Genomic DNA, 18,628 nt, shown 5'->3' on the forward strand with positions numbered 1-18,628 from the left:
CTCCAGCGGACACGATATTTGTGTCAGGCAGGGATTCAATGTGGGAGCGAGCCTGCTCGCGAAGAGGCCCGCAAGCACAGCACAAAATCCTGTGGCGAGGGAGCTTGCTCCCTCGCCACAAAAAGCAGTATGTGAACATCTCAAAACGCCCCGCCATTTTCGGATGCCGGGGCGTTTTGCTGTCTACGATTCAACTTGCCCCACCCAAGGCCGACAAACTGGCAATATCAAGCCTTTCGAAAGCGGAGATAACGGACATGTCCCTACGCACCCTGCTCACCACCCTGCTGCTCGGCTGCAGTTTTTCGGTGATGGCAGCCACAGAAATCGTGCCTCTCAATTACCGCACCAGCAATGACATGCTGCCGATGGCGCAAGACTTCCTCGGCAAGGACGGTCAGGTCAGCGCCTATGGCAACCAACTGATCATCAAGGCCGAGCCGGACAAGATTCAGGAACTCAAGGCGCTGATCACCCAACTCGACACCGCGCCCAAACGCCTGCTGATCACCGTCGACACCAACGAAAACAACGGCCGCGGCGACGAAGGCTATTCGGTCAACGGCGCACAACCGAGCCAGACCCGCATCATCAGCCGCAGCACCACCAGCCGTAATGGCGGCGTCCAGCAGGTTCAGGCCAGCGAAGGCATGCCGGCGCTGATTCAAGTCGGGCAAAGCGTGCCGATCACCAGCAGCCAGAGCAATTCCTACGGCGATTACAGCAGCCAGACTCAATACCGCAACGTCACCCAGGGTTTCTATGTCACCGCCAGCGTCACCGGCGACATCGTTCACTTGGCGATCAGTACCAACCATGACCGCATGAGCCAGGAACGTCCCGATGTAGTGAACGTGCAAAGCACCGACACAACGGTCAGCGGGCGCCTCGGTGAATGGATCACTCTCGCTGGCGTCAACAGCCAGACCCAGGCCGACAAACAGGGCCTGGCCCGCAGCTACTCGACTCAAGGCCGGGATGACATGACCTTGCGGGTAAAAGTCGACACGCTGGACTAAAGCACCGAAAACTGACTGATTAGTCGTATTAGACGAAAGATGTAGTGCCTGAAAAAAAGCACTACAAAACGTTTGACGAGGCAAAAAAGCGAAGGCATGATGGCCTCGCTCCCGCTAATCAGAGGCCCTGGCAAGGGCCTTCGAAGCGATGTTCGCACCTACCCCGCGAACCGCTTCGTGTCTGTACCGCCCACAAGGTGTGTTTGACGAGGTTGCCGACTGGAACGAAGTTGTCCCGAGGGACGGAAGCGTAATTAGGTAACCCGGCTCCACACTGTAGAACGTATAGAGGCCCACGACGCCCGAATGCGCCCGCAGTCCGCCACTACCTGCTCACTTCCCCTCGAGCCCATCGTTCATCCCGTCGCCTACCCCGCCGAATCCGACTTGACCACCTAAGCTTCTGGTCAGCGAGCGCAGGAATTTTCCACCGCAGAACAACTTTTCATAAAGACGCGACGAGGTTTATCTCCATGGCACTGACACGCGAACAGCAAATTGCAGCCCTCGAAAAAGACTGGGCTGAAAACCCGCGCTGGAAAGGCGTGACACGCGCTTACTCCGCTGCTGACGTCGTCCGCCTGCGTGGCTCGGTTCAACCTGAGCACACTTTTGCAAAACTGGGCGCCGAGAAGCTGTGGAACCTGGTCACCCAGGGTGCCAAGCCGTCCTTCCGTCCTGAGAAAGATTTCGTCAACTGCATGGGCGCCCTGACCGGCGGCCAGGCTGTGCAACAAGTCAAAGCCGGCATCCAGGCGATCTACCTGTCGGGCTGGCAGGTGGCTGCGGACAACAACTCCGCCGAATCGATGTACCCGGACCAGTCGCTGTACCCGGTGGATTCGGTTCCAACCGTGGTCAAGCGCATCAACAACTCGTTCCGTCGTGCTGACCAGATCCAGTGGAAAGCCGGCAAAGGCCCGGGCGACGAAGGCTACATCGACTACTTCGCGCCGATCGTGGCTGACGCTGAAGCCGGTTTCGGTGGCGTACTGAACGCCTACGAGCTGATGAAGAGCATGATCGAAGCAGGCGCCGCCGGCGTTCACTTCGAAGACCAACTGGCTTCCGTGAAAAAATGCGGTCACATGGGCGGTAAAGTACTGGTTCCAACTCAGGAAGCCGTACAGAAGCTGACCGCTGCACGTCTGGCTGCCGACGTTGCCGGTACCCCGACCATCATTCTGGCCCGTACCGACGCGAACGCCGCTGACCTGCTGACCTCCGACTGCGACCCGTACGACCAGCCGTTCGTGACTGGCGAGCGCACTCAGGAAGGTTTCTACAAGGTACGTGCCGGTCTGGACCAGGCCATTGCCCGTGGCCTGGCTTACGCGCCATACGCCGACCTGATCTGGTGCGAAACCGCCAAGCCGGATCTGGACGAGGCTCGTCGCTTCGCCGAAGCGATCAAAAAGGAATACCCGGACCAACTGCTGTCGTACAACTGCTCGCCTTCCTTCAACTGGAAGAAAAACCTCGACGACGCGACCATTGCCAAATTCCAGCGCGAACTGTCCGCCATGGGTTACAAGCACCAGTTCATCACCCTGGCCGGCATTCACAACATGTGGCACAGCATGTTCAACCTGGCGCACGACTACGCCCGCAACGACATGACTGCCTACGTGAAGCTGCAAGAGCAGGAATTCGCTGACGCCGCCAAGGGTTACACCTTCGTGGCTCACCAGCAGGAAGTGGGCACCGGCTACTTCGACGACATGACCACTGTGATTCAAGGTGGCTCGTCCTCGGTAACCGCACTGACCGGTTCGACCGAAGAAGAACAGTTCCACTGATCTGATTCGCCTGAGCAAACGGCCCCTGCGGATCGGATAGAAAGCTAACCGCAGAGCCGCAAAACTGACGCCCCGACTGGTTCGGGGCGTTTTTTTTGCCCCCGGAAAACAAACCCTCCCCGGTAGGAGCTGCCGCAGGCTGCGATCTTTTGATTTTGTTTTTTCAGATTCAACAGCAGGATCAAAGGATCGCAGCCTGCGGCAGCTCCTACATGGGGCATGTGTTGGGCTAAAGAACTCCCAAGCGCCACGAAACCTTGTGGGAGCGAGCCTGCTCGCGAAAGCGTTGTGCCAGCTTGCACACGTGGTGACTGACCCACCGCATTCGCGAGTAGGCTCGCTCCCACGGGAAAGCGTCAGCCTCGAGACAAAACATTGATCCAGAGCGGTACAACCGTCAGAAAAATCGGCTAAAACGGGCGCCGTCGCTACTTGCAGTAACGTGCAAGTAAGACAACTTCCCAACTGGCACCCCGTTAAACAGTTACAAAACCACCTCAAACGATATTAATTATCATTTAGCCGCAACTATGTTCGTTACATTCCCCACAAAACATTATTCGCAGAAAACCGCCTAAAGCCCGCTACGCATGGGCTGCAGGGCATTGGAGATGCGCTATGTGCTTATTCCAATAAATAATTTCGCTATAGGAATTTTACTTGCAGGGTGTTTAGCCATAAAATCAGCGCGATTGATTGCTGCGACATATCGTCACTGCCTTATTTCTTTATCAAGCTCAGAGACCTTTGCTCTCTGTTAAGGATTACCAGCATGCCCGAAGCGACAGGACTCATGGCCCACAACTGGGGCTTTGCCATTTTCCTTCTGGGTGTCGTCGGCCTGTGTGCCTTCATGCTTGGCGTCTCCAGCCTTCTTGGGTCAAAAGCCTGGGGCCGCAGCAAAAACGAACCGTTCGAGTCGGGCATGCTACCTACCGGTGGCGCCCGCTTGCGGCTCTCAGCCAAATTCTATCTGGTCGCGATGCTCTTCGTGATCTTCGATATCGAAGCCCTCTTTCTCTTTGCATGGTCTGTGTCCGTCCGCGAAAGCGGCTGGACCGGATTCGTCGAAGCTCTCGTTTTCATAGCAATTCTGTTGGCAGGTCTTGTCTACCTGTTCCGAGTGGGCGCCCTTGACTGGGCTCCGGAAGCTCGTCGCAAGCGGCAGGCGAAGCTGAAACAATGAGGCTTTGGCAATGCAATACAATCTCACCAGGATCGACCCCGATGCTCCTAACGAGCAATATCCGATTGGCGAACGGGAAACCGTTTCCGATCCGTTAGAAGATCAAGTCCACAAAAACATTTTCATGGGCAAGCTGGAAGACGTGCTGAGTGGCGCGGTCAACTGGGGACGTAAGAACTCCCTGTGGCCGTACAACTTCGGCCTGTCGTGCTGCTACGTGGAAATGACCACTGCCTTCACGGCGCCCCACGACATCGCGCGCTTTGGCGCCGAAGTTATCCGGGCATCGCCGCGTCAGGCCGACTTCATGGTTATCGCCGGTACCTGCTTCATCAAGATGGCGCCGATCATCCAGCGTCTCTACGAGCAAATGCTCGAGCCGAAGTGGGTTATCTCCATGGGTTCGTGCGCTAACTCCGGCGGCATGTACGACATCTACTCTGTGGTTCAAGGGGTGGACAAGTTCCTGCCTGTGGACGTCTACGTACCTGGCTGCCCGCCTCGTCCAGAAGCTTTTCTGCAAGGCTTGATGCTGTTGCAGGAATCGATTGGACAGGAGCGTCGTCCGCTTTCCTGGGTCGTTGGTGATCAAGGCGTTTATCGCGCCGACATGCCTTCGCAGAAGGAACAGCGCCGCGAACAGCGAATCGCAGTCACCAACCTGCGCAGCCCTGACGAAGTCTGATCCAGATCTGTTCTGACAAAGAAACGAGAAGCTGGCTTCATTCTTTACGTTGACCGAAAGCGAAAAAATAACCATGACTACAGGCAGTGCTCTGTACATCCCGCCTTATAAGGCAGACGACCAGGATGTGGTCGTTGAATTGAACAACCGTTTTGGCGCCGAAGCGTTCACCGCTCAGTCGACCCGCACCGGCATGCCGGTGCTGTGGGTCGCTCGCGCCAAACTCGTCGAAGTCCTGACCTTCCTGCGCAACCTGCCCAAGCCGTACGTCATGCTCTATGACCTGCACGGCGTGGACGAGCGCCTGCGCACCAAGCGTCAAGGGTTGCCGAGCGACGCTGAGTTCACTGTGTTCTATCACCTCATGTCGCTGGAGCGTAATAGTGACGTGATGATCAAGGTCGCCTTGTCCGAGAGCGACCTCAGCTTGCCGACCGTCACCGGCATCTGGCCGAACGCCAACTGGTACGAGCGTGAAGTCTGGGACATGTTCGGCATCGACTTCAAAGGTCACCCGCACCTGTCGCGCATCATGATGCCGCCGACCTGGGAAGGTCACCCGCTGCGCAAGGACTTCCCGGCGCGCGCCACCGAATTCGATCCATACAGCCTCAACCTCGCCAAGCAACAGCTCGAGGAAGAAGCCGCGCGCTTCCGTCCTGAAGACTGGGGCATGAAGCGCTCCGGGACGAACGAGGACTACATGTTCCTCAACCTCGGCCCGAACCACCCTTCTGCGCACGGTGCGTTCCGCATCATTCTGCAGCTGGACGGTGAAGAGATCGTCGACTGCGTGCCGGACATCGGTTACCACCACCGTGGTGCCGAGAAGATGGCCGAGCGTCAGTCGTGGCACAGCTTCATCCCGTACACCGACCGTATCGACTACCTCGGCGGCGTGATGAACAACCTGCCGTACGTGCTCTCGGTCGAGAAGCTGGCCGGCATCAAGGTGCCCGAGAAGGTCGACGTCATCCGCATCATGATGGCCGAGTTCTTCCGGATCACCAGCCACCTGCTGTTCCTCGGGACTTACATCCAGGACGTCGGCGCGATGACTCCGGTGTTCTTCACCTTCACCGACCGCCAGAAGGCGTACACGGTGATTGAAGCCATTACCGGTTTCCGTCTGCACCCGGCCTGGTACCGCATCGGTGGCGTTGCCCACGACCTGCCGCGCGGCTGGGAAAAACTGGTGAAAGACTTCGTTGAATGGCTGCCAAAACGCCTCGACGAATACACCAAGGCTGCCCTGCAGAACAGCATCCTCAAGGGCCGTACCATCGGCGTCGCCCAATACAACACCAAAGAGGCCCTGGAATGGGGCGTCACCGGTGCCGGCCTGCGTTCGACCGGTTGCGACTTCGACCTGCGTAAAGCGCGTCCGTACTCCGGCTACGAGAACTTCGAGTTCGAAGTGCCGCTGGCCGCCAATGGCGATGCTTACGACCGCTGCATGGTCCGCGTTGAAGAAATGCGCCAGAGCATCAAGATCATCGACCAGTGCATGCGCAATATGCCGGAAGGCCCGTACAAGGCGGATCACCCGCTGACCACGCCGCCGCCGAAAGAGCGCACGCTGCAGCACATCGAAACCTTGATCACGCACTTCCTGCAAGTTTCGTGGGGCCCGGTCATGCCGGCCAACGAATCCTTCCAGATGATTGAAGCGACCAAGGGCATCAACAGTTATTACCTGACGAGCGACGGCGGCACCATGAGCTACCGTACCCGGATCCGCACTCCAAGCTTCCCGCATCTGCAACAGATCCCTTCGGTGATCAAAGGCAGCATGGTCGCGGACATGATTGCGTACCTGGGTAGTATCGATTTCGTTATGGCCGACGTGGACCGCTAAGCATGAACAGCACGCTTATCCAGACAGACCGTTTCACCCTCAGTGAAACCGAGCGCTCGGCCATCGAGCACGAGCTGCATCACTACGAAGACCCGCGCGCGGCGTCGATCGAAGCCCTGAAGATCGTTCAGAAAGAACGTGGCTGGGTGCCGGATGGCGCCTTGTACGCGATCGGCGAGATCCTCGGCATCCCGGCGAGCGACGTTGAAGGTGTGGCGACGTTCTATAGCCAGATTTTCCGTCAGCCGGTTGGCCGTCACATCATTCGCGTCTGCGACAGCATGGTCTGCTACATCGGCGGCCACGAGTCGGTGGTCAGCGAAATCCAGAACAAGCTGGGCATCGGCCTGGGTCAGACCACCACCGACGGTCGTTTCACCCTGCTGCCGGTCTGCTGCCTCGGCAACTGCGACAAGGCACCGGCGCTGATGATCGACGACGACACCTTTGGTGATGTGCAGCCTGCTGGCGTCGCCAAACTGCTCGAGGGCTACGTATGACCCTGACATCTTTCGGTCCTGCCAACCGCATTCAGCGTTCGGCCGAGACTCACCCGCTGACCTGGCGTCTGCGTGATGACGGCGAAGCCGTGTGGCTCGACGAGTACCAGGCCAAGAACGGTTACGCCGCTGCGCGCAAAGCCTTCGCCGACATGGATCAGGACGCCATCGTCCAGACCGTGAAAGACGCAGGCTTGAAAGGTCGCGGCGGTGCAGGCTTCCCCACGGGCGTGAAGTGGGGCCTGATGCCCAAAGACGAATCCATCAACATCCGCTACCTGCTGTGCAACGCGGATGAGATGGAACCGAACACCTGGAAAGACCGCATGCTGATGGAGCAACTGCCCCATCTGCTGATCGAAGGCATGCTGATCAGTGCACGCGCGCTGAAAACCTACCGTGGCTACATCTTCCTGCGTGGCGAATACACCACCGCCGCCAAGCACCTCAACCGTGCCGTGGAAGAAGCCAAGGCTGCGGGCCTGCTGGGTAAAAACATCCTCGGCAGCGGCTTCGATTTCGAGCTGTTCGTCCACACCGGCGCCGGGCGTTATATCTGCGGTGAAGAAACCGCACTGATCAACTCCCTCGAAGGCCGCCGCGCCAACCCGCGCTCCAAGCCGCCCTTCCCTGCCGCTGTTGGCGTGTGGGGCAAGCCGACCTGCGTGAACAACGTTGAAACCCTGTGCAACGTGCCGGCGATCATTGCCGACGGCGTTGACTGGTACAAATCGTTGTCTCGCGAAGGCAGCGAAGACATGGGCACCAAGCTCATGGGCTTCTCCGGCAAGGTCAAGAACCCCGGCCTGTGGGAGTTGCCATTCGGCGTCACCGGTCGCGAGTTGTTCGAAGACTACGCCGGCGGCATGCGCGACGGCTTCAAGCTTAAGGCCTGGCAGCCAGGTGGCGCCGGTACCGGTTTCCTTCTGCCTGAGCACCTCGACGCACAAATGTACGCCGGCGGCATCGCCAAAGTGGGCACCCGTATGGGTACCGGCCTGGCCATGGCGGTGGACGACAGCGTCAACATGGTCTCGTTGCTGCGCAACATGGAGCAGTTCTTCGCTCGTGAGTCGTGCGGCTTCTGCACCCCGTGCCGTGATGGTTTGCCATGGAGCGTCAAGCTCTTGATGGCCATCGAAGAAGGCCGCGGTCAGCCAGGCGACATCGAGACCCTGCTGGGTCTGGTCAACTTCCTCGGCCCAGGCAAGACCTTCTGTGCTCACGCACCGGGTGCCGTGGAACCGTTGGGCAGCGCCATCAAATACTTCCGTCCAGAGTTCGAAGCCGGTATCGCGCCAGTCAGCGCCGCCGTCCCGCCTCTGGCAAGGCCGATCGTAATCGGCGCGTAAACGCTTAAAAGGTGAAGGGCCCGGGCCTTTCGCCTCCTGCGATGACGCCTTTCGAGGCTGGTTTGATTCGCACGGATAACAAGATTCCATTAGCCACGCCCGCTGACACCGGGCCAACGAAGACCTTTGAACCATGGCCACTATCCACGTAGACGGCAAAGCGCTCGAAGTCGACGGGGCAGACAACCTGTTACAGGCATGTCTGTCGCTGGGCCTCGACATTCCATATTTCTGCTGGCACCCCGCGCTCGGTAGCGTCGGGGCATGCCGCCAGTGCGCGGTCAAGCAGTACACCGACGAGAACGACACCCGTGGTCGCATCGTCATGTCCTGCATGACGCCTGCCACCGACAACACCTGGATCTCCATCGAAGATGAAGAATCCAAGGCGTTCCGCGCCAGTGTTGTCGAATGGCTGATGACCAACCACCCGCACGACTGCCCTGTGTGCGAAGAAGGCGGTCATTGCCACCTGCAAGACATGACAGTGATGACCGGCCACAACGAGCGCCGTTATCGCTTCACCAAACGCACCCACCAGAACCAGCAACTGGGCCCGTTCATTTCCCACGAAATGAACCGCTGCATCGCTTGCTACCGCTGCGTGCGTTTCTACAAGGATTACGCTGGCGGCACCGACCTCGGTGTATTCGGCGCCCACGACAACGTGTACTTCGGTCGCGTTGAAGACGGCACCCTTGAAAGCGAGTTCTCCGGCAACCTCACCGAGGTCTGCCCGACCGGTGTGTTCACCGACAAGACTCACTCCGAGCGCTACAACCGCAAGTGGGACATGCAGTTCTCGCCGAGCATCTGCCATGGCTGCTCGAGCGGTTGCAACATCTCCCCGGGCGAGCGTTACGGTGAACTGCGTCGCATCGAAAACCGTTTCAACGGTTCGGTGAACCAGTACTTCCTGTGCGACCGTGGCCGTTTCGGTTATGGCTACGTCAACCGCACAGACCGTCCACGTCAGCCGCTGCTGGCCGACGGCACCAAGCTCGGTCTCGACGCTGCACTGGATAAAGCTGCTGATCTGCTGCGCGGGCGCAACATCGTCGGTATCGGTTCGCCGCGTGCCAGCCTCGAAAGCAACTACGCGTTGCGCGAACTGGTTGGCGCCGAGCACTTCTACTCGGGTATCGAAGCGTCCGAACTGGAACGCATCCGTCTGGTTCTGCAAGTGCTCAAAGACAGCCCGCTGCCAGTGCCAAACATGCGCGACATCGAAGACCACGACGCGATTTTCGTTCTCGGTGAAGACCTGACCCAGACCGCCGCCCGTATGGCGCTGTCGCTGCGTCAATCGGTCAAAGGCAAAGCCGAAGACATGGCCGAAGCCATGCGCGTCCAGCCTTGGCTCGACGCTGCGGTGAAGAACATCGGTCAGCACGCGCTGAACCCGCTGTTCATCGCCAGCCTGGCGGAAACCAAGCTCGACGACATCGCTGAAGAATGCGTTCACGCCGCTCCGGACGATCTGGCGCGCATCGGTTTCGCCGTTGCCCACGCACTGGATGCCAGCGCGCCTGCCGTTGAAGGTCTGGACGCCGAAGCACTGCAACTGGCCAAGCGCATCGCCGACGCCCTGCTCGCCGCCAAACGTCCGCTGATCATCGCCGGTACGTCGCTGGGCTCCAAAGCCCTGATCGAAGCCGCCGCGAACATCGCCAAGGCGTTGAAGCTGCGCGAGAAGAACGGTTCGATCAGCCTGATCGTGCCGGAAGCCAACAGCCTCGGCCTGGCCATGCTCGGTGGCGAATCGGTGGATGCTGCGCTGCAAGCCGTCATCGACGGCAAGGCTGACGCGATCGTCGTGCTGGAAAACGATCTGTTCACCCGCACCGCCAAAGAAAAAGTCGATGCCGCACTGAACGCTGCGCAAGTAGTGATCGTTGCTGACCATCAGAAGACTGCGACCAGCGACCGCGCGCACCTGGTTCTGCCAGCCGCAAGCTTCGCTGAAGGCGACGGTACGCTGGTCAGCCAGGAAGGTCGCGCCCAGCGCTTCTTCCAGGTTTTCGACCCGCAATACCTCGACGCGAGCATTCTGGTGCACGAAGGCTGGCGCTGGCTGCACGCCCTGCGCGCGACTCTGCTGAATCAGCCGATCGACTGGACACAACTCGACCACGTCACCGCTGCCGTTGCTTCGAGCACCGAGCAACTGGCGCGTATCGTCGACGCTGCACCGTCGGCGGCGTTCCGCATCAAGGGTCTGAAACTGGCGCGTGAGCCGCTGCGTTATTCCGGTCGCACCGCGATGCGCGCCGACATCAGCGTTCACGAACCACGCACCCCGCAAGACAAAGACACCGCGTTCGCCTTCTCCATGGAAGGTTACTCGGGTTCGGTTGAACCGCGTCAGCAGGTGCCATTCGCCTGGTCGCCGGGCTGGAACTCGCCACAAGCGTGGAACAAGTTCCAGGACGAAGTCGGTGGTCACATCCGTGCTGGCGACCCGGGCACCCGCCTGATCGAAAGCACTGGCGATTCGCTGAACTGGTTCGCTGCAGCACCGCGTGCGTTCAACCCGGCGCCGGGTACCTGGCAAGCCGTGCCGTTCTTCCACCTGTTCGGCAGCGAAGAAAACTCTTCGAAAGCCGCACCGGTTCAAGAGCGTATTCCGGCGGCTTACGTGGCACTGGCGAAATCCGAAGCGGATCGTCTGGGCGTCAATGACGGTGCCCTGCTGAGCCTCAACGTGGCCGGCCAGACCCTGCGTCTGCCGCTGCGCATCAATGAAGAACTGGGCGCAGGTCTGGTGGCATTGCCTGCGGGCATCGCCGGCATTCCACCGGCATTCGCCGGCGTATCCGTCGACGGTCTGCAGGAGGCAGCGCAATGACCTGGTTCACCCCTGAAGTGATCGATGTGATCCTCTCGGTCGTCAAAGCCATCGTGATTCTGTTGGCCGTGGTGGTTGCAGGCGCGTTGCTCAGCTTTGTCGAACGTCGCCTGCTGGGCTGGTGGCAGGACCGCTACGGTCCGAACCGCGTTGGCCCGTTCGGTATGTTCCAGATCGCCGCCGACATGCTGAAGATGTTCTTCAAGGAAGACTGGACCCCGCCGTTTGCCGACAAAGTGATCTTCACTTTGGCACCGGTGGTGGCCATGTCCGCCTTGCTGGTCGCGTTTGCGATCATCCCGATCACCCCGACCTGGGGCGTCGCGGACCTGAACATCGGCTTGCTGTTCTTCTTCGCCATGGCCGGTCTGTCGGTCTACGCGGTGTTGTTCGCCGGCTGGTCGAGTAACAACAAGTTCGCCCTGCTCGGCGCGTTGCGTGCTTCGGCGCAGACCGTGTCCTACGAAGTGTTCATGGGCCTGGCCCTGATGGGCATCGTGGTCCAGGTTGGCTCGTTCAACATGCGTGACATCGTCGAGTACCAGGCGCAGAACCTGTGGTTCATCATTCCGCAGTTCTTCGGCTTCTGTACCTTCTTCATCGCTGGCGTCGCCGTGACTCACCGTCACCCGTTCGACCAGCCGGAAGCGGAACAGGAACTGGCCGACGGTTACCACATTGAATACGCCGGTATGAAATGGGGCATGTTCTTCGTCGGTGAATACATCGGCATCATCTTGATCTCGGCGCTGCTGGTCACCCTGTTCTTCGGTGGCTGGCACGGTCCGTTCGGCATCTTGCCGCAACTGGCTTTCCTCTGGTTCGCACTGAAGACCGCGTTCTTCATCATGCTGTTCATCCTGCTGCGCGCATCTATCCCGCGTCCGCGTTATGACCAGGTGATGGATTTCAGCTGGAAATTCTGCCTGCCACTGACCCTGATCAATTTGCTGGTGACCGCTGCGGTCGTGTTGTTGAACACGCCTGCAGTCGCGGTTCAGTGAGGATTTGACCCATGTTCAAATATATTGGCGACATCATTAAGGGTACCGGTACCCAGTTGCGCAGCCTGGTCATGGTCTTCGGCCATGGCTTTCGCAAGCGCGACACCCTGCAATACCCGGAAGAAGCGGTCTACCTGCCACCACGCTACCGTGGTCGCATCGTCCTGACCCGCGACCCCGATGGCGAAGAGCGTTGCGTTGCCTGCAACCTGTGCGCCGTGGCTTGCCCGGTAGGTTGCATCTCGCTGCAGAAAGCTGAAACCGAAGACGGTCGCTGGTACCCGGACTTCTTCCGTATCAACTTCTCGCGCTGCATTTTCTGCGGTCTCTGCGAGGAAGCCTGTCCGACCACCGCAATCCAGCTGACACCGGATTTCGAGATGGCCGAGTTCAAACGTCAGGACCTGGTGTACGAGAAAGAAGATCTGCTGATCTCCGGCCCCGGCAAAAACCCTGATTACAACTTCTATCGTGTTGCAGGTATGGCAATCGCTGGCAAGCCGAAAGGCGCCGCACAGAACGAAGCCGAACCGATCAACGTGAAGAGCTTGCTGCCTTAAGGAAGAACGATGGAATTCGCTTTCTATTTCGCATCGGGTATCGCTGTTGTGGCCACGCTACGTGTGGTCACCAACACCAACCCTGTGCACGCCCTGCTCTACCTGATCATCTCGTTGATCGCCGTGGCCATGACCTTCTTCGCACTCGGCGCCCCGTTCGCCGGCGTGCTGGAAGTGATCGCCTACGCCGGCGCCATCATGGTGCTGTTCGTGTTCGTGGTGATGATGCTCAACCTCGGCCCCGCCGCGGTTCAGCAAGAACGCGCCTGGCTCAAGCCCGGCATCTGGGCCGGGCCGGTGATTCTCGGCGCGCTGCTGCTGGCCGAACTGCTGTATGTGCTGTTCGCTCACCAGAGCGGCCAGTCCATCGGCCACACCACCGTAGACGCAAAAGCCGTGGGCATCAGCCTGTTCGGCCCGTACCTGCTGGTGGTCGAACTCGCCTCGATGCTGCTGCTCGCTGCAGCCGTCACGGCGTTCCATTTGGGCCGTAACGAGGCGAAGGAGTAAGTCATGCCTGCTATCCCTCTCGAACATGGTCTGGCGGTTGCCGGCATCCTGTTCTGCCTTGGTCTGGTCGGCCTGATGGTCCGCCGCAACATTTTGTTCGTGTTGATGAGTCTGGAAGTGATGATGAACGCCTCTGCACTGGCGTTCATTGTCGCGGGCGCCCGTTGGGGCCAGCCGGATGGACAGATCATGTTCATCCTGGTGATCAGCCTTGCAGCTGCCGAGGCCAGTATTGGTCTGGCGATCCTGCTGCAACTGTATCGCCGCTTCCACACGCTCGATATCGACGCTGCCAGTGAGATGCGCGGATGAACCTGATCTTTCTGACTTTCGTATTCCCTCTGCTCGGTTTTCTGCTGCTGTCGTTCTCCCGTGGACGCTGGTCGGAAAACCTCTCGGCGCTGATCGGCGTGGGTTCCATTGGCTTGTCGGCGATTGTCACCGCCTACATCATCTGGCAATTCAACGTCGCGCCACCGGAAGGCGGTCACTACACCCTGGTGCTGTGGCAGTGGATGGCGGTCGAAGGCTTTAAGCCTGACTTCGCCCTCTACGTCGACGGCCTGTCGATCACCATGCTCGGCGTGGTGGTTGGCGTCGGTTTCCTGATCCACCTGTTCGCGTCCTGGTACATGCGCGGCGAAGCGGGCTACTCGCGCTTCTTCTCGTACACCAACCTGTTTATCGCCAGCATGCTGTTCCTGGTGCTCGGCGATAACCTGTTGTTCCTGTACTTCGGCTGGGAAGGCGTGGGCCTGTGCTCGTACCTGTTGATCGGTTTCTACTACAGCAACCGCAACAACGGTAACGCCGCACTCAAGGCGTTCATCGTGACCCGGATCGGCGACGTGTTCATGGCCATCGGCCTGTTCATCCTGTTCCAGCAAGTGGGCACGCTGAACATCCAGGAACTGCTGGTGCTGGCACCGCAGAAATTCCAGGTCGGCGACTTCTGGATCACCCTGGCGACTTTGATGCTGCTGGGTGGTGCGGTCGGTAAATCGGCGCAACTGCCGCTGCAAACCTGGCTCGCGGACGCGATGGCCGGCCCGACCCCGGTTTCGGCACTGATCCACGCTGCAACCATGGTTACTGCGGGTGTTTACCTGATCGCCCGTACCCACGGCCTGTTCACCCTGGCGCCGGACATCCTGCACCTGGTCGGCATCGTCGGTGGTGTGACCCTGGTACTGGCAGGTTTCGCCGCACTGGTACAGACCGACATCAAACGTATCCTCGCCTACTCGACCATGAGCCAGATCGGCTACATGTTCCTGGCGCTGGGCGTGGGCGCATGGGATGGCGCGATTTTCCACCTGATGACCCACGCCTTCTTCAAGGCCCTGCTGTTCCTTGCTTCCGGTGCGGTGATCGTTGCCTGCCACCACGAGCAGAACATCTTCAAGATGGGCGGTCTGTGGAAAAAACTGCCACTGGCCTACGCCAGCTTCATCGTCGGCGGCGCGGCACTGTCGGCCCTGCCACTGGTGACCGCAGGCTTCTACTCCAAGGACGAAATCCTTTGGGAAGCGTTCGCCAGCGGCAACCACGGTCTGCTTTACGCAGGTCTGGTCGGCGCATTCATGACGTCGCTGTACACCTTCCGCCTGATCTTCATCACGTTCCACGGTGAAGCCAAGACTGAAGCCCACGCCGGTCACGGCATCGCTCACTGGCTGCCGCTGTCGGTACTGATCGTGCTGTCGACCTTCGTCGGCGCGATGATCGTTCCACCGCTGCACGGCGTTCTGCCAGAAAGCGTTGGCCATGCTGGCGGCGAAGCCAAGCACAGTCTGGAAATCGCTTCGGGCGCTATCGCCCTGGCCGGTATCCTGCTGGCAGCGCTGCTGTTCCTCGGCAAACGTCGCTTCGTCACGGCGATCGCCAACAGCGGCATCGGCCGTTTCCTTTCGGCCTGGTGGTTCGCTGCCTGGGGCTTCGACTGGATCTACGACAAACTGTTCGTCAAGCCTTACCTGGCGATCAGCCACGTACTGCGCAAAGACCCGCTCGACCAGACCATCGGTCTGATCCCGCGTATGGCCAAGGGTGGTCACACTGCCCTGAGCCGCACCGAGACCGGTCAACTGCGTTGGTACGCTGCTTCGATGGCTGCTGGTGCCGTGCTGGTGATTGGCGCCATCGTGCTGGTAGCGGTCTGATATGAACCTTGCGAATTTGCGAAAGGAAACGAGCCCGTCATGATTCTGCCTTGGCTAATCCTGATCCCCTTCATCGGCGGCCTGCTGTGCTGGATGGGTGAGCGCTTCGGCGCTACCCTCCCCCGCTGGATTGCGCTGTTGACCATGACCCTGGAACTCGCCCTCGGCCTCTGGCTGTGGGCCCACGGTGACTATTCATTTGCTCCGGCGCCTGGCGCCGATCCGACCTGGGCGCTTGAGTTCAAGCATGTCTGGATCCAGCGCTTCGGCATCAACGTGCACCTGGCCCTCGACGGCCTGTCGCTGTTGATGATCCTGCTGACCGGTCTGCTGGGTATCCTCTCGGTACTCTGCTCGTGGAAAGAGATTCAACGTCACGTTGGCTTCTTCCACCTGAACCTGATGTGGATCCTGGGCGGCGTTGTCGGCGTGTTCCTCGCCCTCGACCTGTTCATGTTCTTCTTCTTCTGGGAAATGATGCTGGTGCCGATGTACTTCCTCATCGCGCTCTGGGGTCACAGTTCTTCGGACGGCAAGAAAACCCGGATCTACGCGGCGACCAAGTTCTTCATCTTCACTCAGGCTTCCGGCCTGATCATGCTGGTGGCGATCCTCGGTCTGGTGCTGGTCAACTTCAACAACACTGGCGTGATTACTTTCAACTACGCCGACCTGTTGAAAACCAAGATGTCGATGACCACCGAGTACATCCTCATGCTCGGCTTCTTCATCGCTTTCGCGGTCAAGCTGCCGGTCGTACCGTTCCATTCGTGGTTGCCTGATGCCCACGCCCAGGCGCCGACTGCAGGTTCCGTCGACCTCGCCGGTATTCTGCTGAAAACCGCTGCCTACGGTCTGCTGCGTTTCGCCCTGCCGTTGTTCCCGAATGCTTCGGCCGAGTTCGCGCCGATCGCCATGACCCTCGGTCTGATCGGGATCTTCTACGGTGCGTTCCTCGCGTTCGCGCAAACCGACATCAAGCGCCTGATCGCCTTCTCCTCCGTTTCCCACATGGGCTTCGTGTTGATCGGCATCTACTCCGGCAGCCAACTGGCCCTGCAAGGTGCAGTGATCCAGATGTTGGCGCACGGTGTTTCGGCGGCGGCACTGTTTATCCTCAGCGGTCAGTTGTACGAGCGTCTGCACACTCGTGACATGCGGGAGATGGGCGGTCTGTGGTCGCGTATCGCTTACCTGCCGGCGATCAGCCTGTTCTTTGCGGCCGCGTCCTTGGGTCTGCCGGGTACCGGTAACTTTGTCGGTGAGTTCCTGATCCTGATCGGTACGTTCGCCAGCGCGCCATGGATCACCGCGATTGCTACCTCCGGTCTGGTGTTCGGTTCGGTCTACTCGCTGATCATGATCCACCGTGCCTACTTCGGTCCGTCGAAATCGGATTCGATCCTGCACGGTATGGACGCTCGCGAACTGATCATGGTGCTGGGCCTTGCGGTACTGCTGATTTACCTCGGCGTGTACCCGCAACCGTTCCTCGACACGTCTGCCGCCACGATGCATGGCGTACAGCAGTGGCTCGGCACCGCCTTCACTCAACTCGCTTCGGCCCGGTAAGAGCGCTATGGAATTCACGATTCAACACTTTATTGCGCTTGCGCCACTGTTGATCACCAGCCTCACCATTATCGTGGTGATGCTGGCAATCGCCTGGCGCCGCAACCACTCGCAGACCTTCCTGATCTCGGTCGCCGGTCTGAACCTGGCCTTGCTGTCGATCCTGCCGGCATTGAAAGTCGCGCCTTTGGCCGTGACCCCGTTGCTGCAGATCGACTCGTTTGCCTGCCTGTACATGGCACTGATCCTGGTCGCCACCCTCGCCTGCGTCACCCTCGCCCACGCCTATTTGGGTGATGGCGGTACGGGTTACCCGGGCAACCGTGAAGAACTGTACTTGCTGATCCTGATGGCCGCCGCCGGTGGTCTGGTTCTGGTCAGCGCGCAGCACCTGGCCGGTTTGTTCATCGGTCTGGAACTGCTCTCGGTACCGGTTTACGGTCTGGTGGCTTACGCCTTCTTCAACAAGCGTTCGCTGGAAGCCGGCATCAAATACATGGTGCTGTCGGCCGCCGGTTCCGCGTTCCTGTTGTTCGGTATGGCGCTGCTGTACGCAGACTCGGGTTCGCTGAGCTTCGTCGGTATCGGTCAGGCTCTGGCTGCAACTGGCCTGCCTAGCTCGCTGGCGCAACTGGGCCTGGGCATGATGCTGATCGGTCTGGCGTTCAAGCTGTCGCTGGTACCGTTCCACCTGTGGACGCCGGACGTCTACGAAGGTGCTCCGGCTCCAGTGGCTGCGTTCCTCGCGACCGCGTCGAAAGTGGCAGTGTTTGCGGTGATGGTGCGTCTGTTCCAGATCTCCCCTGCCGCCAGCAGTGGTGTACTGAGCGACGTGCTGACCGTTATCGCCATCGCCTCGATCCTGTTCGGTAACCTGCTGGCCCTGACCCAGAGCAACCTCAAGCGTCTGCTCGGTTACTCGTCCATCGCGCACTTCGGCTACCTGCTGATCGCGCTGGTGGCGAGCAAGGGTCTGGCGGTGGAAGCCATCGGCGTGTACCTGGTCACCTACGTGATCACCAGCCTCGGCGCTTTCGGCGTGATCACCCTGATGTCCTCGCCGTATAACGGTCGTGACGCAGATGCCTTGTACGAATACCGCGGCCTGTTCTGGCGCCGTCCGTACCTGACCGCCGTACTGACCGTGATGATGTTGTCGCTGGCGGGTATCCCGCTGACTGCTGGCTTCATCGGCAAGTTCTACATCATCGCTACCGGTGTTGAATCGCACCAATGGTGGCTGGTCGGTTCGCTGGTGCTGGGCAGCGCCATCGGCGTTTTCTACTACCTGCGCGTGATGGTCACCCTGTACCTGATCGAGCCAAACCTGCGTCGCCACGACGCCCAGCTGCACTGGGAACAGAAGGCAGGCGGCGTAATGCTGCTGGCCATCGCTCTGGTCGCATTCTTCCTGGGTGTGTACCCGCAGCCATTGCTGACACTGGTTCAGCAGGCGGGTCTGGCGGGCTGATTGCTCGGCTGGCTACACATGAAAACGGCACCTTCGGGTGCCGTTTTTTTTTGCAATTTCAAGATCAAAAGATCGCAGCCTGCGGCAGCTCCTACAGGTATT

Annotated in this window: 15 protein-coding genes; all 15 read left to right on the forward strand. The window is 59.6% G+C overall.

What is annotated here, in order from left to right:
- Positions 1 to 257 precede the first annotated feature (257 nt).
- The 15 genes from C2E19_RS18545 to nuoN all read left to right on the forward strand — a co-directional run bounded on the left by C2E19_RS18545 (position 258) and on the right by nuoN (position 18,526).
- Positions 258 to 1,019 carry a secretin N-terminal domain-containing protein gene (locus C2E19_RS18545; RefSeq protein ID WP_129394520.1) on the forward strand — a complete coding sequence of 254 codons (762 nt, stop codon included), beginning with the start codon at positions 258 to 260 and terminating at the stop codon, positions 1,017 to 1,019.
- A gap of 473 nt (positions 1,020 to 1,492) precedes the next feature.
- Positions 1,493 to 2,818: an isocitrate lyase gene (aceA, locus tag C2E19_RS18550; protein WP_008032724.1), complete on the forward strand. Its 1,326-nt coding sequence runs from the start codon at positions 1,493 to 1,495 to the stop codon at positions 2,816 to 2,818.
- A 772-nt stretch (positions 2,819 to 3,590) separates the two neighbouring features.
- Positions 3,591 to 4,004: an NADH-quinone oxidoreductase subunit A gene (locus C2E19_RS18560; protein WP_003223812.1), complete on the forward strand. Its 414-nt coding sequence runs from the start codon at positions 3,591 to 3,593 to the stop codon at positions 4,002 to 4,004.
- A gap of 10 nt (positions 4,005 to 4,014) precedes the next feature.
- Positions 4,015 to 4,689, forward strand: coding sequence for an NADH-quinone oxidoreductase subunit B family protein (locus C2E19_RS18565; RefSeq protein WP_003223809.1), 675 nt, complete (start codon positions 4,015 to 4,017; stop codon positions 4,687 to 4,689).
- Between the two features lie 73 nt (positions 4,690 to 4,762).
- Positions 4,763 to 6,547, forward strand: a complete 1,785-nt coding sequence (nuoC, locus tag C2E19_RS18570; RefSeq protein ID WP_129394522.1) for an NADH-quinone oxidoreductase subunit C/D — start codon at positions 4,763 to 4,765, stop codon at positions 6,545 to 6,547.
- A 2-nt stretch (positions 6,548 to 6,549) separates the two neighbouring features.
- The gene (gene nuoE / locus C2E19_RS18575) at positions 6,550 to 7,047 is read left to right on the forward strand and encodes an NADH-quinone oxidoreductase subunit NuoE (protein WP_129394523.1); all 498 of its coding nucleotides are present in this window, start codon (positions 6,550 to 6,552) and stop codon (positions 7,045 to 7,047) included.
- Entirely contained in the window at positions 7,044 to 8,399 is a 1,356-nt protein-coding gene (gene nuoF / locus C2E19_RS18580; RefSeq protein ID WP_129394524.1) for an NADH-quinone oxidoreductase subunit NuoF, read from the forward strand. Before nuoE ends, nuoF begins: the two co-directional genes overlap by 4 nt.
- Before the next feature lie 133 nt (positions 8,400 to 8,532).
- Positions 8,533 to 11,247 (forward strand): NADH-quinone oxidoreductase subunit NuoG, encoded by a 2,715-nt coding sequence (nuoG, locus tag C2E19_RS18585; RefSeq protein ID WP_129394525.1) that lies wholly within the window; start codon positions 8,533 to 8,535, stop codon positions 11,245 to 11,247.
- A complete protein-coding gene (nuoH, locus tag C2E19_RS18590; protein WP_129394526.1) occupies positions 11,244 to 12,251 on the forward strand; it encodes an NADH-quinone oxidoreductase subunit NuoH in 1,008 nt (335 codons plus the stop codon). The genes nuoG and nuoH overlap by 4 nt, the downstream gene beginning before the upstream one ends.
- An 11-nt stretch (positions 12,252 to 12,262) precedes the next feature.
- Positions 12,263 to 12,811, forward strand: a complete 549-nt coding sequence (nuoI, locus tag C2E19_RS18595) for an NADH-quinone oxidoreductase subunit NuoI (RefSeq protein ID WP_129394527.1) — start codon at positions 12,263 to 12,265, stop codon at positions 12,809 to 12,811.
- A 9-nt stretch (positions 12,812 to 12,820) separates the two neighbouring features.
- On the forward strand, positions 12,821 to 13,321 hold the full coding sequence (nuoJ, locus tag C2E19_RS18600; RefSeq protein WP_129394528.1) for an NADH-quinone oxidoreductase subunit J: 501 nt from the start codon (positions 12,821 to 12,823) through the stop codon (positions 13,319 to 13,321).
- A 3-nt stretch (positions 13,322 to 13,324) separates the two neighbouring features.
- Positions 13,325 to 13,633, forward strand: a complete 309-nt coding sequence (gene nuoK, locus C2E19_RS18605; protein WP_003223790.1) for an NADH-quinone oxidoreductase subunit NuoK — start codon at positions 13,325 to 13,327, stop codon at positions 13,631 to 13,633.
- The gene (gene nuoL, locus C2E19_RS18610; protein WP_129394529.1) at positions 13,630 to 15,483 is read left to right on the forward strand and encodes an NADH-quinone oxidoreductase subunit L; all 1,854 of its coding nucleotides are present in this window, start codon (positions 13,630 to 13,632) and stop codon (positions 15,481 to 15,483) included. Before nuoK ends, nuoL begins: the two co-directional genes overlap by 4 nt.
- Before the next feature lie 39 nt (positions 15,484 to 15,522).
- Complete coding sequence (gene nuoM, locus C2E19_RS18615; RefSeq protein WP_064117787.1) at positions 15,523 to 17,055, forward strand: NADH-quinone oxidoreductase subunit M; 1,533 nt, start codon at positions 15,523 to 15,525, stop codon at positions 17,053 to 17,055.
- Between the two features lie 7 nt (positions 17,056 to 17,062).
- A complete protein-coding gene (gene nuoN, locus C2E19_RS18620; protein ID WP_064117786.1) occupies positions 17,063 to 18,526 on the forward strand; it encodes an NADH-quinone oxidoreductase subunit NuoN in 1,464 nt (487 codons plus the stop codon).
- Positions 18,527 to 18,628: the final 102 nt, after the last annotated feature.

This window comes from Pseudomonas sp. DTU12.3 (genome assembly GCF_004124275.1).
GTDB classification, from domain to species: domain Bacteria; phylum Pseudomonadota; class Gammaproteobacteria; order Pseudomonadales; family Pseudomonadaceae; genus Aquipseudomonas; species Aquipseudomonas helmanticensis.